This window comes from Candidatus Neomarinimicrobiota bacterium (assembly GCA_034716895.1).
Classification (GTDB): Bacteria; Fidelibacterota; UBA8477; order UBA8477; family JABMPR01; genus JABMPR01.
In genome coordinates, this window is record JAYEKW010000033.1 from 3,793 (window position 1) to 19,598 (window position 15,806).

Genomic DNA, 15,806 nt, shown 5'->3' on the forward strand with positions numbered 1-15,806 from the left:
GTAAAAGTTTGAATGAGTGTAAAAATGATCAGAGTCAGAATAGTCACTGCTCCAATAGTGAAATTGATCATACTTCGATGTTTCTCTTTTTTGGCTAATAACGGTTCCAAAAAAGGCCAGAAGACTATCCCCAGGATGGCCAGACCAATGATGAGCAATCCAATATTTAATGGTACCCATTTGAGGAATAGAAAAATTGGGAAGAAGTACCATTCCGGCTTGATATGCAGGGGTGTATTCAATGGATCAGCAGGTACACCAATACCAGGTGGTAAAGTCACCGCTAGCAGGCTGATCAATGAGATTAGAAACAATGTAACAACGATTATTTTGTTAAAATGGGTGGGATAGAATGCGTAGTAGCCCTTTTTAAATCCCTCCGGCTCGGAAATCCCATGTAACCTGAGAATGATGATGTGTACGACAATGAGTAAGGTGATCAGCAGAGGCAGCAACCAAACATGCAGGGTATAGAAGCGGGTCAATGTATTCGTAGTGACATCCGGTCCTCCCCTCAACAGCTCCAGAATGAAGGGTCCAACCAGGGGTACCTCAGCCAACATATTTGTACCTACGGTCATAGCCCAATAGGAGACCTGGTTATAGGTCAGGGAGTATCCTGTGAAGGAGATTGTCATCACAAGCCCCAGCAATACAAATCCAAACACCCAGTTTATTTCCCGGGGTTTGCGATAGGATTGGGTAAAAAAGACGCGCATCATGTGCAGAAAAATGCTGATGATCATCAAATGGGCTCCCCAATGATGAAAGCCACGTACCCAGTAACCCAGGCTGACCTCTTCCGTGATATATCTGACACTTTCATGTGCCATTTCAGGCGAGGGTACAAAATAGAAACTCAACATTATTCCAGTTAATATCTGAAGCGGGAACAGAATAAAGGGTGTCGTCCCCATAGCCAGCATCCATTTCTTCATGTGTAGCGGGATGGGCTCTTTGATGAAGAGTTTTTCATTGAGATCAATGAACTTCTCATAATCGATGGGAAATCGCTCTTTGAACCATGCTTTGGCACTCATGTCCAGGGTCCTTTCTGTTTATCAGCGACTTCAATGAAAACGAGATTCTTGTCCAGTTCCACTTTGAATTCGTCTAGAGCTCTCGGGGGTGGACCACCAGTCACTTGACCTGTTTCATCAAATATCCCTTTATGACAGGGGCAATAAAATCGGCTTTTACTCGGTTCCCATCTCACGATGCAACCCAAGTGAGTACACACACCCGAAAAAACTTTAAAACCATCTTCTAAATGGACCACAAAAACAGGTTTGCCCTGAATTTTAATTTCCTTAGCCTTGCCTACGGGGATTTCGTCCACCTTTGAAACCAGATATTTGTGAGTACTGGCGAGCTTTCGTTTTGGTGTAAAGTATACTAGCAAATGACGAGTAAATCCGCCCAGGGCCAATACAAGCGCACCGAATGCTCCAAATCGCAGGAGAAAATCACGCCGGCTAGCTTGTTCCGGCTGTTCATTTTCCATTAAGCTATCTCCTTATATGTATTTTTAATTTTTTGTGAAGATCCGATTTCCACATCCAGAGCTCCCCCGTGCTGGTGACAGGAACAAACGCAGTCCAAACAATTGTAGCAGCCTGGATATAAATTTTTCGAAAGACGTGGATTTAGATCCAGAGGACAAGCCTGATTACAGGTGTGCTCCCTTTTGGTGTCACAATCTACACAGACAGTGGATCGCGATATCACACGGAGGGTCAGAGGTGTTTTAAACAGTGAAAGTGTGAACCCAACGGGGCATAGAAATTTACACCAGGCTCGCTTTAGAATAAATGTGTCCAGCAATAAGACACAAGCGACCAGAACGAGCTCAAGTCCAAGATCTCCGCCAAAAACCAGATCCGTTATTTCTGCTGTCAACAGTCCCGGCATAGAGAGAAAAACAATGAGGGGTATCCCTGTGAGTAATATCAGTAAAAAGATACTGGCCAGGATAGCCCACTGGGAATTTCTCACCGGATTGTGGTTACGGTTTTTTTCCCGGGGGAATACCAAGCGCCGCAGCTTGTAAAGCAGTTCGGCTAAAAAATTATAGGGACACATCCAGCTGCAAAATATCCTGCCAAAGATCAGAGCCAGGATAATGGGAATCAAGACAGCCAGAACCAGTGTCCAGAGCAGGGGTTGCCCCTGTAGAATCATCTGTAGGATCATGGCTGGATCGGCAATGGTCCACCCCAGGATATCAATACTATAAAGCGTTCCCACGAACCAATCGTGGCCTTGCTTATTGAGAAAGGGAACAGCTATTAGAAAAACTAAACTGAATATCTGGGTACTACGTCGTAAGAGCCGTGAATGATTCAGGAACCAGGTCATCATGCATTCACCTCATGAGCACTTTCAATGATAATGGCCGTTGGTTCCACAGGACAGACTTGCTCACAAATTCCGCAGCCTACGCATTTATCTTCATGAACCACCGGATATAATTCTTGGTCCAGAGTGATGGCTTCACCATAAACTGGACAGCGTTCGTAACAAGCACGACAAAGAATACCGTTATAGGCGAAACAGAGACTCTCATCAAGCTTGGCAATACCCATGGCGATGTCGCTACGTTCTTTAACGGGAGTGAGGGCTTCTGTGGGGCAAACTTCAATACAGGGTAGATCATCACATAGATAACATGGTATTTCTTCGGGAATGATGATTGGCGTACCGGTCTTGGAGTACCAGCTAAAATCTGTCATCTTGATGGCTTCGTAGGGACAAACTGCTTCGCATTTACGACATCGGATACACTTCTCACTAAATTCTTGTTCAGACACAGCACCAGGTGGCCGTAAGGGATGCCGTATGTTGGCAAGATTTTGAAGCAGATTTAGTATCATGATTAATGGCAACCGATGACTTTATTCATCGACGTCCTCTAGATCTTCATAATTCACGGATGAAGGGTAGACACCCATGACATTGGGAATATCATCCATGATGGACAAGCTGGTTACCTTTAGTTCTTCAATGCTGCTTGTTTCCAATACAGCAACAATATGATTATCCTTGTGAATACCGTATGTGGTAATTCCAGGTACTTGTTTTAGACCATCAAGGACTTCATCAGCTTTGTCGGGTTTCGTCATTATTACAAGGCCGGCTATGGGCATACTAATTCCTGTTCTTTGATTTGAATTGCTGACTGTGGTGCAGGGCAGACATTAATACAAATGCCACACGCTGTACAGTGAGTCATATCCAGTTTTGGTTTTCCATCTTTATCAAGCGTCAGAGCTGTACCCTGGTGCGGACAGCGCCCTACGCAGGTAGTACAAAACTGACCCTTGAAAGCCAGACAAAGGTTTTCATCAATAAAAAGCTCCTGGAGTGGTGCAGAGCTTAAATCTTCACTTAACGCATCTGTGGGACAAGCCTTGATACATTCCTGTTCCCAGCAACCCTCACAGCTAACCAGACCTGGATAAATGGCTGGATAACCCTCAAGTTTGGGATTGCTGTCTCGAACAACACGCAGGGCTTCATGGGGACATTTTGAAACGCAGTCATAACATTGATCGCAGTTTGCTATGAAATGGGACCAGCCCTGACTCCCTGGTGGCAATAAGACCTGGGGAGACATGGGACGCAGCCTTGCAGCACTGCTTCCTGCACTTTTAAAAAAACTGCGCAGGAAATCCTGACGCGAAATCATTTCAGGCGCAGTTGAGCCCATGCTAATTACCATGACAAGTGGGGAACAGGATCGTTCCCCACTTGCTGATAGCTATCTTGGTACTTTGGAAGTTGATTGTCAGGCCTTTCGAACCTGTGCTGCAGCTACCTTATACTCTGGTTCTTTGGAACCAGGGTCAAAGGCATCGTTGCACAACACATTGATAGGCCATTCTTCCCAATGCCAGGGGACAAAGATCGTGCCCGGCGCTGGTCGATCGATAACCCGGGCTTCAATCCTCAGTTCTCCACGTCGCGTGGTAAGGATCAAATCTTTTCTATTTTGGATTCCCAGTTTTTTCGCATCATCCGGGTGTATCTCGGCATAAGCTTTTGGAACAGCCCGGTTCAACTCCGGAGATGTTCCGGTCATCGTCAGCGTATGCCAATGCTCAAGAATGCGCCCTGTCGTTAAAGCATAAGGATACTCCTTATCACATGGCTCGGCTGGAGCAGCATGAGGGCGTAACCAGATAGTAGCCTTGCCTTCCTTGGCTTTCGGGCCGTAGAAGTACATGCGGCGACCCTTTTTCTTGGTAGCCGGAAGAGCATCATAGATTGGATCACCATCAGTATAGCGTTTATATGTTCCGGGATGTTCAACGGAAGGAACCGGCCAGGTCAAGCCACGGACTTTTTTCAAGCGATCATAAGGAGCGCCAGTAAGATCCATATCCTTGCCCTTGGTCAGGCCACGATACTCATCCCAGATGATTTCTGCCGTGGCGTACTTGGCGAACTCTTTTTTAAAGCCCATTCTTTTACCAAGATCACGCAAGATAAAGGCATCCCATACTGCTTCACCGGCAGGTTCAATTGCCTTGGCCATATGCTGTGAGCGACGTTCTGTACAGCCATAGACACCTTCTTTTTCAGACCAGAAGGCTGCTGGCAGCACAACATCTGCATATTTGGTAGTCATAGTTGGGTAGAATGATTCAGCAACGACTACAAATTGATCCTTGAGTCCTTCCCAATATTTCTTGGCATTGGGAAGCGACTGTGCGGGATTTGTACACATGATATAGATACCACGAATGTCTGCATCATTCAGACCCTGAAACATGGCAATGGTATGCTTACCTGGTTTGGGGGGAATACGATTTGCAGGTACACCCCAGACATCAGCAACCTGTTTGCGATGTGCTTCTTTGACAACCAGACGATGACCTGGTAATATGTGACATAAACCGCCACCTTCGCGCACACCACCACAGGCATTGGGCTGACCAGTCAGTGAGAAAGCATCACTGCCAGGCACACCAATTTTACCGGTAATTAGATGCCAGTTGTGTACCAGGTTATTTGACCAGACACCACGTTGGCGTTGATTCAATCCCATGGTCCACATTGACATGGCAGTTGTGGCTCTTCCAAAAATACGGGCTGCCTTGATGATATCATCAGCAGGTACTCCACTTATTACTGAAGCTTTCTCAGGTGTATAATCCTCAAGGAATCTTTTGTATTCTTTAAAGGATACTTTCTCTCCCTTGTTTGTTTTCATGAAAGCATGAGCTTTGATGAACTTTTCATCAGCATAGCCTTCTGCAATCAGAACTTGAGAAATGGCATTAAAGACGGGTAAATCATAGCCCGGCTTGGGGAATAGATGCAGATCAGCGACCTGATCAGTCGGTGTTTTGCGTGGATCAATAATGACAATCTTCACATCTGGATTATTATTCTTATGACGCATGATGCGTTCAAAGACGATTGGATGCGCTTCAGCTGTGTTGGATCCTACCAGCATGAACAGATTGGTTTTTTCAATATCATCATAGGTACCGGCTGGTTCATCTGCACCATGACTGGTCAAATAACCACCCACGGCACTGGCCATGCATAGCCGTGGATTACCTTCCACGTTGTTTGTTCCGATACAGCCTCTAAAAAGCTTGTTGGCCATATAGGTTTCCTCAGTTTCAGCCTGTCCTGAACCATAGAAGGCCAGGGCATCGCCGCCATGAGTTTTGCGGATTCTGTTAAACTTATCTGCTACAAGACCTAAGGCTTCATCCCAGCTTGCTTGAACAAGCTTACCATTTTTGCGGATCATAGGATGTTGCAGGCGAGTTTTGGAGTGAATGGCTTTGGGTAGATAATAAGCCTTTACGCACAAATGGCCTTTGTTGATCGTATTCTCTTTATCACCTTTGACAGCCTGAACCCGGCCATCTTTCTCACCGATCATAATGCCACAGCCTACACCGCAATAGCGGCACACGGACTTGTGCCAGTTAATACTGTTTGAACCGGTATCAGCCAGTGCCATACCGGGGAATAAACTTACGCCAATTCCTGCTGCCGCAGTTGCTGCTGCAGAGGTTTTTAAAAATTCTCGACGATTTACTGGTTTCATTATCGTCCTCCTTAACCTACGATAAGGCTGTGACCGTTGTGACAGTCAAAACAGCTCATGTGTGGATACTTTTCAATATGGGTAGTGCTCGCGGAATGACAGGAGATACAGCCATCATTAGTTGGCTTAGATGTAAAGCTGACAGTACCATCTCCGTGGCATATATAGCAGCCATAATTCATTTTGCCATGGCCGCTTTTTTTCCAATCATTGGTGATGTCAGGCGTCAATTCCGAATGACAGTCAAGACAGCTCATTTCATCTGTTAAGCCGGGATGAACCTCAGCAGGTACTCTCACTTTCTCATCTCCTATTGGTGGTGCGCAGGAAATGGAAAAGGCTACGAGGGCTATGATTATCATAGCCAGCATACCGATTTTAAAATTTATTTTCACGTTTTTACCTCCAAAATAAATGCCCCTGATATGAGCTGTTCACATCAGGGGCTATTCAAGCTAGAACTTATAGACTACCATGCCCTTTAACTCATAGGCTGGAACCATATCAACATTGTGACCATTAATCAGATAACCTGCAGCATCGCCAGGAATGAAATATCCACCCCTAAGCATGAATAATGCATTTTTGTATACATTGTGCTTGATGCAGAAATCGATTTCAGTACCTAAGTCAGTGGACAGGGTACCATCATCAGCCATAATATCATTTGAGGCCATGATATAACTACCTGAGAGAAACAGTGAGGTACTTTTCATCAGCTTATAAGTAGCATTTACCTGAGCAATTGTCGTGTTTTCAAGCTCACGGTAAGCCTTTACATTTGGCGCCCCAAGGCCTTGTGGCGTGATACCTTCTTCATCGGGCATAATGGAATCTTCCCAGATTTCTGTGATGTAGAAAAATCCGGAAGTACGCAGCTTGTTCACGTTTGTGAAGCCTGCTTCATTTGCATCGTCACCTGAGCCCATACCGAGGACAGTACCAATACTGAGCTTATCATTCTGAGCGTAATTCAGGTTAGCATAAACATTGTAGCCACTAAGATCGAGATCATTGATTTCATCTTTTCCAGTCAGAAAGTCGAATTCACCCTTAACAGAGACCTTGCCAGCCTTGTAGTTTGCTGCAATTCCACCAGCCATGAGTTCCGTGACCGTGGCTGCATCTTTGTTTCTGAAAAATTGTAGATGATCCAGGATATAGGCATCCCCATCTTCAATACTCTTGTCTTTGTAGTAAAAACCAAAGGCATCATAGGAGAGTGCGCCAGCTTTTCCCTTATAGTTGGCAACATAGAGATCGGCATCACGATTATCCACGATAACAGAATCGGTAACAACTGCGTCATAGACAACATTGTCAGTCGTGCCATCGCCACCTTCACTCACTTTGGCCCAACCCAGGCTAAGTCCTTTGTAGCCAAGCTGAACACCTTCGTAGTTATTATCAACCATCAACTTGTTTCCCAAACCAAACCATTGGCGACCAATTTTGAGGTTTACAGGCATATTGGGAAGCGTCATGTCCACATAGGCGTGATCGACATGCAGCAGAAAATTTGTATCTTTAAAATCGAAGAGGGCTGATCCTCCACCGGTACCGGTGCGAATTTTACTTTTCAGCGCATTATCTACACCCCACCAGCCTTGAGCCATATCAAAGCGGGTGACAAATTTGAGATTATCACTGGCGATTCCCTGGACATTGAAACGTAGCATCTGAACCACATAATTGTGATCATAGGCATCTTCCTTCAACGTAAAGGCTTGTTGTGATTGAGCCCATGCAGTATACACTCCCCCAATTTTGAATTCTGTCGCCAGAGCTGATACGCTCAAGACCAAAATCCCAACGAGAAGACTAACAATCAATTTCCTCACTTCTATTCTCCTTTTTTTATGAATTTTGAAATCATTTTCGACCTCTATAACTCAAATGACGTGCCAGAATTCTGAAGCCTATCTATATGATTGATTCTATTGATTTTATTATTATACCATGTAACTAATCGGTCATTGATAAATTCAATTATTGACTATATACAGTCGCTTTGACTATATTTAGTCGCTATTGATTCTTGTTGGTTTTTGTGTTTAAGCAATGTTTGCTGATTCACAATTCAGTGTAATTTTAATCTAGCCTGAGGAAATAAATTGAGGGAAGTATGCGATTAAACTTAAAAGTCAGTATTATAGTGGCTGGCACTGCTTCAATCATGATGTCAGTCCTGTTTTTTGGATTACTGATTCGGGTTGATCGACAAAGTGAAGATACGCTCTTGACCTCTGCCCGCTCAATATTCAAAAATGTGCTTATTACACGAAAGTGGGTTGCCGATCACGAGGGTGTACTGGTTGTTAAACAACCTGGGATGGAAGCGAATCCCTATTTAGATCATCCCCAATTATTTACCGATTCCGGAGACACCCTGCTTCTGAAAAATCCGGCTCTGGTTACGCGTGAGCTTAGTGCTATTAGTGAAGCGACTGGAGGAAAATTTTCATTTCATATGGCCAGCACACGGTTCATCAACCCCGAAAATATACCGGATACCTTCGAAGAGGAGGCTCTGCAATTTCTCGATAATTCTGAGGAAGTAGATCATTTAGAATATTCACGATTGGAAGAACGAGACGGGAAACATTACTATCGTTATTTCGCACCCTTATATACTCGAGAAGCCTGTCTCAGCTGTCATGCTCAACACGGTTATGAGGAGGGTGATTTGAGAGGTGGTATTAGTGTTACTCTGCCCATGGAGGAACACCTGAAAGCTCGCCATTCTAATGTAGAATTTCTGCTCACGCTCATGATCATAGTCATAATAATTTTGAGCTTGCTCACCTACTTCCTGCTCCAGCGTTCTATTATTGAACCGCTAAGAATTCTGGAAGGCAAGACCCACGAAATGCAGGATGGGCAATATGCAGTTGATTTCAATGTCAAAAGTCAGGATGAAATTGGCAGCTTGTCTCAGGCCTTCAAGGGTATGGCACAACGTATTCATGATGATACTGAACAATTGAAAACCTCCGAAATAATGAGTCGCTCCTTGATTGAAAATTCGCCTGAGCTGATCGCTATAATTGACCCGAAAGATTGCATATTCAATTACAACCATAATTTTCAGCGATATACCGGCTACTCGGATGAAGAGCTAAAAGGGATGAATCTTTTTGCATTGATTGATAAGGCTAACACCAGGCAGAGTATGAGAAAGAACTTGCCTGAAACCATGGAGCAGCAATTTGAAGGTATTCTTAAAACCAAGGATAAGCTTGAAATTTCTGTCGAGGTCTTTATCGGCTCTGGGGTCACCCAGGGGGATGATGGCGACCTTACCTTCGTCTATCTCCATGATATTAGTGAGCGGAAACAAATAGAGAGGTTCTCCATTCAAGCCGAAAAGATGTTTGCTCTGGGTAAATTGTCGTCAGGCATCGCTCATGAGATTCGAAATCCCATGTATGCTCTGACCACGAATATAGAATATCTAAAGCAAAAGCAGGGCGATCCGAAAGAATTTGAAACTATTTATCCCGAATTACGCGATAGTATCGACCGGATTCATCGTATCGTGACAGCGATTTTGGACTACTCCCGTCCCCATCGAAAAACAAACAAGCCCCTGGCGATAAACGCAATTCTCCAAAAAGCACTGGATCTGGTGGAAAAACAGTTGAAAAAATCCAGAATTCGCATTCGCAGAGAGTTGGCGGAGACCTCCGTCACTATCGAAGGTGATGAGCACAAATTGGTCCAGGTATTTGTCAATCTCATACTGAACGCCTTTCAAGCTATGGGTCAGGAAGGCGAACTTATACTGAAAACGGAATTCAGTCCTGATTTCCAGATGGTCTCTGTAGCAGATAATGGCTGCGGTATTGCCAAGGAAGATCTGGATCGCATTTTCGATCCATTTTTTACAAAGTCGAAGGGTGGCACTGGTCTTGGCCTGGCCATCTGTCAGCGGATTCTGGATGATCATGGCGCAAGAATCGAGGTGCTCAGCGAACTTGATCTGGGGACCACCATAAATATTTATTTTAACAATCACCAAGGATGATAAAAGATGCCTTTTAATACCCTCATTCTGGATGACGAAAAACTCATCTGTAATTCCATGAAACGACTCTTGCAGAGTGATGAAAACGTCGTGCATACCGCAACTAAAATTGAGTCTGCCCGGACCATTCTTGAAAAGCATGAGATAGATCTGGTTCTACTTGATTATGCTCTAGGTGAAATTGACGGCATATCTGTGCTAAAAGAAATCAAACTGAACTTCCCTCAAACAGTTGTCATCATGCTGACTGCTTATGCAACCATTCAACTGGCTGTTGAGGCCATGAAATTGGGTGCATTTGACTTCGTTGAGAAAGATGAATCATCCGAAATAACCCGCTACGCCGTCCAGAGAGGCCTGGATCATCAGCGTTTACGTAAAGAGGTTGAGGATTTGCGCCTGCAATGCATGGAAAAGAATTCAGCAGTGGAGATCATTTCTGTTTCTTCTGAAATGCGTGAAGTCCTGGATCTGAGTAAAGAATTTGCCCGAACAGATGCAACCGTGCTGATCACCGGTGAAACCGGTACAGGAAAAAATCTATTGTCACGGTACATTCATTTTAACAGCGCCCATTTCGATAGAAATCTAATTACGCTTAATTGTGCAGCAATTCCTGCTGAACTGATTGAAAGTGAGTTGTTCGGATATGAAAGTGGTTCATTTACGGGAGCCCGCAAAGGGGGTAAACCGGGGCTCATTGAACAGGCTGATAAAAGCACTTTTGTGCTGGATGAGATCAGTGATCTGAGTATCGATCTTCAGACAAAATTACTGCATGTCCTTGAAAGTGGCGAATTCTACCGCATCGGTGGTGTGCAACCCGTAAAGGTTGAGGTCCGGTTTATCGCCTGTAGCAATGCCAACCTCCCGGAAATGATCCGAGAGCGCAAATTCAGATCTGATCTATTTTACCGTTTAAATGTAGCTAATATCAGGATTCCCGCACTGAGGGAACGCAGGATGGATATTCTCCCCCTGACAAAACATTTTATTAATTCGTTTAATCAGAGCTTTAAGAAGTCTGTGAAGTTGATAGACAAAGACGTTGAAAGTTTTCTCATCACTTCAAAGTGGTTGGGTAATGTTCGTGAATTACGCAATTACGTAGAACGAGGAATTCTACTGGCCAAAGGGGATGTTCTCAAATTGAGCAATATTCGCAATAATGACCCCCAAGCTGAAATTTTGAATACAGTTGAGGGTGAGCCGACATTCGTGATCAAGTTGAATCCACAACCAGATCATAATCTGATCCATGCTGTTCAGGATAAATTGGTTGAGCAGGTGCTGGAGCTCACAGATCAGAATCGAACCAGTGCTGCCAAGATGCTTGGGATTCCTCGAACATCGTTAAATAATTACATCAAACGAGCAGATTCAATGAGTAATGGCGGGGACGATTAGGATGGATAGAAGGTCACTGGTCTACATCGCCATTTTCGGGACGCTCTGGGGCATTTGCGAAGCAACCATCGGTACAACCCTGCATCTGCTTCACATACCCCTCGCAGGCGCTATACTGGCATCTATAGGGATGAGCATCGTTCTCATCGCGCGAGTGTACAATCCTGTTCGTGGCGCAACGCTACTCATGGCCTTGATCGCCGCTTCAATAAAGATGTTAAGCTTTAGCACGGTAAAACTTGGTCCCTTTGTCGCAATTGTTATTGAGGGCTTGTTGTTGGAAATGGTGTTGACTATTCAGGGAACCGGACGAATGGCTTTTATGACAAGCGCAATTATCGTGGCGATCTACCCGATATTTCAAACCATCATGACCAAATCAATTATGTTTGGGAGTAGCTTTGTACCCGTAATCCTGGAATTGGTCGAAGGATTCTCACAGCGTGTTGGCTATCAAGCTGGTTGGTTGATGCTGGGACTCTATTTGTTGATTCACTTCCTTTTTGCGTTCACTGCGATGATCTTCAGTTGGAAAATTATTCAGCGTCTTAAATCTGATCTTGAGCCTGTATGATTCAGCTACTCAAGTCGCGCAGGTTATGGCTGGCAAGCTTGACAATTGCCGGGGTCATATTTCTCAAAGAGGCTCCCTTTGTGATCAGCACTGGAATTGTAATACTGGCGCTACGCTTTGATCCAGCAACTTTACGACCATTAAAGAATTTCCGTTTTTGGCTCATTGTTTCATTTCTGGTCATACTGGTTCCAATCTTCACAGGTGTAAGTGACGCACAATTTTTAGGTATTGCCTATAGCAGCGTACAATTTGACAGTATGATCCTCATGGCTTTGAGGGGTATTGATGTTTTCCTGGTATTTCAGATTCTCTCTACAAACCTGAACAGTGATAAGGCTCGCCAGCTCTTTCAGAAACTTGGGATATCACATTTTGACCTTCTTTTCAGCATTTCGAAAGAGACCCTTCCAAGGATTCGCAGTGTGCTTAAGGCTCGGGCTCACCAACTGCATCATCCTGATGGGAATCATCTACAGCTGGGACAAATCATATCTTATGCTGCAGCAGTGATTCAGGATATGGTCACCATGGCTGAGAGCTATAGCACAGAACCTGAAAGTGTGACTTCCGAAACCCCGCAGAGCGTTCTTGTAGAATTACTCACAGACCCCACGCCCAAACTGCTGATTATCAGTGGTGATCCAGGAGCTGGCAAGACCCCCTGGATTGTTACATTTCTCAAAAATCTTCAGGATGCTGGGTTCCCTGCAGGAGGGATCATATCTGAGAAAGTGACAAAATCCAATGGTCGCTGGTTTCATCAACTTAGGCGTGTTGAAGATGGTTCAGTCATGGAGCTGAATACAATGGAAGTCATTGAGACACCGATCCAGGTGGGTAAATTTTATTTTTTTCCAGAAGCGCTGAACTGGGGAGTAGATGCATTACTGAAAGCGTTGTCAAAGGAATGGATAATTATCGATGAGATTGGACATCTCGAATTTCAGAAGTCAGGCTTCTTCCCCGCCTTAAATGAGATAGATGAACATTATTCCGGTCATCTGGTGTTTACGGTTCGATCCAGCTTACTGTCTGAACTGGATGTGTTTCTGAAGGAGCACTTAAGTAATATTGCTCAACGGGAGCGCAGGATCGTAACCCTTGCATCCCCCCTTAGCATTCTGAACGAAATATAAACCGCTGAGGGATTGTTAGCGCTTGGCTTGAGGGATGAAGTCATTGATGTCAGAATATCGAGTAACGAATATTGAATTCAGAATTTCTTTTTTACCTTAACACTTCATCATTCTGAATTCCTTGTTCGATATTCTTAAATCGAGCAAAGCGTTAAGTGTCGTGGGCGCTGAGGGAGTCGAACCCCCGACCCCCGACCTGTAAGAAAGCGCATTTCAAATTTCATTTAACTGATATTATTGTAATTAGGATATGTAATGAAAAATGGTGGCCTGCCCGATTGCAGCCTGCCCATTTTACTGAGCAGTCAGAATAATCGGTATCAATTGATTAAGAGTCAATTGACTGTTTTGTGTAAGTCGCTATTGGTTAGTCACCCACAGGATAGTGAAACAGTCGGTATCCTGTCGATAACTCCAAATAAACGCTACTCGCAGCATCTGGAAACCTCATTCCTTCGTGTGAATTTGTTGAGTGTATATCCTCAAAGATATTCAAACAGCCCAAACATCCAATTGTGTAAGTATGAATTATTAAGACTGAAAGTAGTAATCTGGAACCAATTGCCTTATCTCTTCAAACTGCTACTCGATTGGAATCACACAATAGTCAAATAATTGGTAGTAATTTACCCACAAGCTTAATATTTTTTGAAATATATTTTGCATTAACGCACGACATATCATACATTAATGGCAGTAAGGATATATTATGAATGATTATTCATACACTAAATGGAATTCGTTGAGCGATGGAGCACTAAGCAAAAATTTAGGTTCTTTTATAAAATATCATCGCTTAGATCAGAACAAAACACAAGAGCAGGTAGCCTATGCTGCAAATATTAGCCGTTCAACATTGAGCTTATTAGAGCGTGGCGAAACCGTCACTGTAAGTACTTTTCTCCAGGTCTTGAGAGTACTTGGGCTTTTGTATGTCATGGAAGGCTTTGAAGTGCAAACACAGCTCAGCCCTATCACATTAGCCAAAATGGAACGAGATAAACGTAAACGAGCTCGCTCCAAGCCTGTCCAGCAAAAAGCAGAAAGTGATTGGTAATGATAGAAACTGCGTGGGTGAAAATTTGGGGTGAAACAGTTGGGGCTGTTGCTTGGGATAATGAAACAGGGCTAGCAAGTTTCGAGTATGATCAAAATTTTATCAAATTGGGTTGGAATTTAGCCCCCACTAAAATGCCAATAGCTTCACCCAGAAGAGTGTTTTCATTCCCAGAGCTAAGAAAAGCACGGGGAAGCCAAAACGATACTTTTAAAGGCTTGCCTGGATTACTGGCTGATGTATTGCCTGATAAATATGGTAATCAATTAATGAATATTTGGCTCGCAAGCGAAGGGCGACCACAGAACAGTATGAATCCAGTAGAACAACTGAGTTTTATAGGGACTCGTGGAATGGGGGCTTTAGAATTTGAACCTTCGATGCAAAAACAGGACAATGAAACTTTTGACATAGAACTACAGAGCTTGGTTAACATTGCACAAAGAATGCTGTCCACGAGAGAAAAATTCAGTACAAGCCTGCATAAGACAGACGAAAAGGCAATGATGGATATTCTTAAAATCGGAACATCTGCTGGTGGTGCAAGACCTAAGGCCATAATCTCGTATAATGAAACAACTGGCGAAGTGAAGTCTGGACAAGCAGGCGCACCTCCAGGGTTTGAGCACTGGTTATTAAAATTAGATGGTGTAAATGATGAGCAGTTTGGTGAGAGCCACGGTTGGGGACGAGTTGAAATGGCATACTATAACATGGCAATAGATTGTGGTCTAGAGATGATGCCTTCAAAATTAATTGAGGAAAATGGACGAGCACATTTCATGACAAAACGGTTTGACCGCGAAGCGAACAATACAAAATACCATATCCAGACGCTCTGCGCCATGCAGCATTATGACTTTAATGAAATAACAAGCTATAGCTATGAACAGCTCTTCCAGACATTGCGAGAATTACAGATCCCCTATCCTCAAGCTGAACAATTATTCCGAAGAATGGTGTTCAATGTTTTAGCGAAAAATTGTGATGACCATACTAAGAATTTCGCATTTAAGCTAAAGAAGGATGGAGAATGGGAGTTAGCTCCAGCCTACGACATTTGTTATGCCTATAGCCCCGGACATGAGTGGGTAAGTCAACAATGCCTAAGCGTCAACGGCAAAAGAAAAGGGATCACAAATACAGATTTTTTAAAAGTAGCAAAATCAATGAATATCAAGAGGGCGAATCCAATAATAAAAGAAATACATAGTGTGGTAAATCAATGGCTGGGATACGCAGATTCAGCTGACGTAAATGCTACATTGACAACACAAATAGCAAATGCGCTTAAGCTTGGACACTAGATATAACTCATGTCGACCGCTTGATCTATGATCAACTGTTCACCCCCTGCCTGTGAGTAGAAACTCACATGAGCGTATACTCCTATCATTACAACAGTTAAGAAACCACTTCTACAATAAGTAGCCGACACTTTGGTAGCCTGCCGGTTCAGCAGAGGTACTTCATCTCAAACCCATTATATTGGTACTATTTCTTACCACTTTGTCATCTTACTGGTTATATTT

Annotated in this window: 15 protein-coding genes; 7 read left to right on the forward strand and 8 right to left on the reverse strand. The window is 43.8% G+C overall.

Annotation, left to right across the window (positions count from 1 at the left end; genetic code table 11):
- The 7 genes from U9Q77_02395 to U9Q77_02425 all read right to left on the reverse strand — a co-directional run.
- Window positions 1–1,040: cytochrome b N-terminal domain-containing protein (locus U9Q77_02395; protein ID MEA3286214.1), on the reverse strand; the 1,040-nt coding region annotated here is incomplete at its 3' end.
- On the reverse strand, window positions 1,037–1,504 hold the full coding sequence (locus U9Q77_02400; protein ID MEA3286215.1) for a Rieske (2Fe-2S) protein: 468 nt from the start codon (window positions 1,502–1,504) through the stop codon (window positions 1,037–1,039). The genes U9Q77_02395 and U9Q77_02400, both read right to left, overlap by 4 nt.
- Window positions 1,504–2,361: a 4Fe-4S binding protein gene (locus U9Q77_02405; GenBank protein MEA3286216.1), complete on the reverse strand. Its 858-nt coding sequence runs from the start codon at window positions 2,359–2,361 to the stop codon at window positions 1,504–1,506. The genes U9Q77_02400 and U9Q77_02405 overlap by 1 nt, the downstream gene beginning before the upstream one ends.
- Complete coding sequence (locus U9Q77_02410; protein ID MEA3286217.1) at window positions 2,358–2,810, reverse strand: 4Fe-4S dicluster domain-containing protein; 453 nt, start codon at window positions 2,808–2,810, stop codon at window positions 2,358–2,360. Before U9Q77_02410 ends, U9Q77_02405 begins: the two co-directional genes overlap by 4 nt.
- 84 nt (window positions 2,811–2,894) lie before the next feature.
- Window positions 2,895–3,146: a chaperone NapD gene (locus tag U9Q77_02415; GenBank protein ID MEA3286218.1), complete on the reverse strand. Its 252-nt coding sequence runs from the start codon at window positions 3,144–3,146 to the stop codon at window positions 2,895–2,897.
- On the reverse strand, window positions 3,137–3,709 hold the full coding sequence (locus tag U9Q77_02420) for a 4Fe-4S dicluster domain-containing protein (protein ID MEA3286219.1): 573 nt from the start codon (window positions 3,707–3,709) through the stop codon (window positions 3,137–3,139). Before U9Q77_02420 ends, U9Q77_02415 begins: the two co-directional genes overlap by 10 nt.
- A gap of 78 nt (window positions 3,710–3,787) precedes the next feature.
- The gene (locus tag U9Q77_02425) at window positions 3,788–6,070 is read right to left on the reverse strand and encodes a nitrate reductase (protein MEA3286220.1); all 2,283 of its coding nucleotides are present in this window, start codon (window positions 6,068–6,070) and stop codon (window positions 3,788–3,790) included.
- 38 nt (window positions 6,071–6,108) lie between these two features.
- On the opposite strand from U9Q77_02425, the gene U9Q77_02430 reads away from it, so the two are divergent.
- Window positions 6,109–6,339, forward strand: coding sequence for a hypothetical protein (locus U9Q77_02430; GenBank protein ID MEA3286221.1), 231 nt, complete (start codon window positions 6,109–6,111; stop codon window positions 6,337–6,339).
- A 186-nt stretch (window positions 6,340–6,525) separates the two neighbouring features.
- Here U9Q77_02430 and U9Q77_02435 read toward each other — a convergent pair whose 3' ends face one another.
- Window positions 6,526–7,911 carry a hypothetical protein gene (locus U9Q77_02435; protein MEA3286222.1) on the reverse strand — a complete coding sequence of 462 codons (1,386 nt, stop codon included), beginning with the start codon at window positions 7,909–7,911 and terminating at the stop codon, window positions 6,526–6,528.
- Window positions 7,912–8,195: 284 nt separating this feature from the next.
- Between U9Q77_02435 and U9Q77_02440 the strand changes: the two genes are divergently transcribed.
- From U9Q77_02440 to U9Q77_02465, 6 genes are all read left to right on the forward strand, one after another.
- Window positions 8,196–10,097: a DUF3365 domain-containing protein gene (locus tag U9Q77_02440; protein MEA3286223.1), complete on the forward strand. Its 1,902-nt coding sequence runs from the start codon at window positions 8,196–8,198 to the stop codon at window positions 10,095–10,097.
- A gap of 6 nt (window positions 10,098–10,103) precedes the next feature.
- The gene (locus U9Q77_02445; GenBank protein MEA3286224.1) at window positions 10,104–11,504 is read left to right on the forward strand and encodes a sigma-54 dependent transcriptional regulator; all 1,401 of its coding nucleotides are present in this window, start codon (window positions 10,104–10,106) and stop codon (window positions 11,502–11,504) included.
- Between the two features lies 1 nt (window position 11,505).
- Window positions 11,506–12,078, forward strand: a complete 573-nt coding sequence (locus U9Q77_02450; protein MEA3286225.1) for a hypothetical protein — start codon at window positions 11,506–11,508, stop codon at window positions 12,076–12,078.
- Window positions 12,075–13,217, forward strand: a complete 1,143-nt coding sequence (locus tag U9Q77_02455) for a nucleoside-triphosphatase (protein ID MEA3286226.1) — start codon at window positions 12,075–12,077, stop codon at window positions 13,215–13,217. Before U9Q77_02450 ends, U9Q77_02455 begins: the two co-directional genes overlap by 4 nt.
- A 709-nt stretch (window positions 13,218–13,926) precedes the next feature.
- Window positions 13,927–14,274, forward strand: coding sequence for a helix-turn-helix transcriptional regulator (locus U9Q77_02460; GenBank protein MEA3286227.1), 348 nt, complete (start codon window positions 13,927–13,929; stop codon window positions 14,272–14,274).
- Entirely contained in the window at window positions 14,274–15,581 is a 1,308-nt protein-coding gene (locus tag U9Q77_02465) for a type II toxin-antitoxin system HipA family toxin (GenBank protein MEA3286228.1), read from the forward strand. The genes U9Q77_02460 and U9Q77_02465 overlap by 1 nt, the downstream gene beginning before the upstream one ends.
- Window positions 15,582–15,806: the final 225 nt, after the last annotated feature.

What these genes read in the sequence shown, in the direction of transcription:
- U9Q77_02400 (MEA3286215.1), bottom strand. Translation starts at nt 1,504, where the DNA reads ATGGAAAATGAACAGCCGGAACAAGCTAGCCGGCGTGATTTTCTCCTG.
- U9Q77_02405 (MEA3286216.1), bottom strand. Translation starts at nt 2,361, where the DNA reads ATGATGACCTGGTTCCTGAATCATTCACGGCTCTTACGACGTAGTACC.
- U9Q77_02415 (MEA3286218.1), bottom strand. Translation starts at nt 3,146, where the DNA reads ATGCCCATAGCCGGCCTTGTAATAATGACGAAACCCGACAAAGCTGAT.
- U9Q77_02420 (MEA3286219.1), bottom strand. Translation starts at nt 3,709, where the DNA reads ATGGGCTCAACTGCGCCTGAAATGATTTCGCGTCAGGATTTCCTGCGC.
- U9Q77_02425 (MEA3286220.1), bottom strand. Translation starts at nt 6,070, where the DNA reads ATGAAACCAGTAAATCGTCGAGAATTTTTAAAAACCTCTGCAGCAGCA.
- U9Q77_02440 (MEA3286223.1), top strand. Translation starts at nt 8,196, where the DNA reads ATGCGATTAAACTTAAAAGTCAGTATTATAGTGGCTGGCACTGCTTCA.
- U9Q77_02445 (MEA3286224.1), top strand. Translation starts at nt 10,104, where the DNA reads ATGCCTTTTAATACCCTCATTCTGGATGACGAAAAACTCATCTGTAAT.
- U9Q77_02450 (MEA3286225.1), top strand. Translation starts at nt 11,506, where the DNA reads ATGGATAGAAGGTCACTGGTCTACATCGCCATTTTCGGGACGCTCTGG.
- U9Q77_02455 (MEA3286226.1), top strand. Translation starts at nt 12,075, where the DNA reads ATGATTCAGCTACTCAAGTCGCGCAGGTTATGGCTGGCAAGCTTGACA.
- U9Q77_02460 (MEA3286227.1), top strand. Translation starts at nt 13,927, where the DNA reads ATGAATGATTATTCATACACTAAATGGAATTCGTTGAGCGATGGAGCA.
- U9Q77_02465 (MEA3286228.1), top strand. Translation starts at nt 14,274, where the DNA reads ATGATAGAAACTGCGTGGGTGAAAATTTGGGGTGAAACAGTTGGGGCT.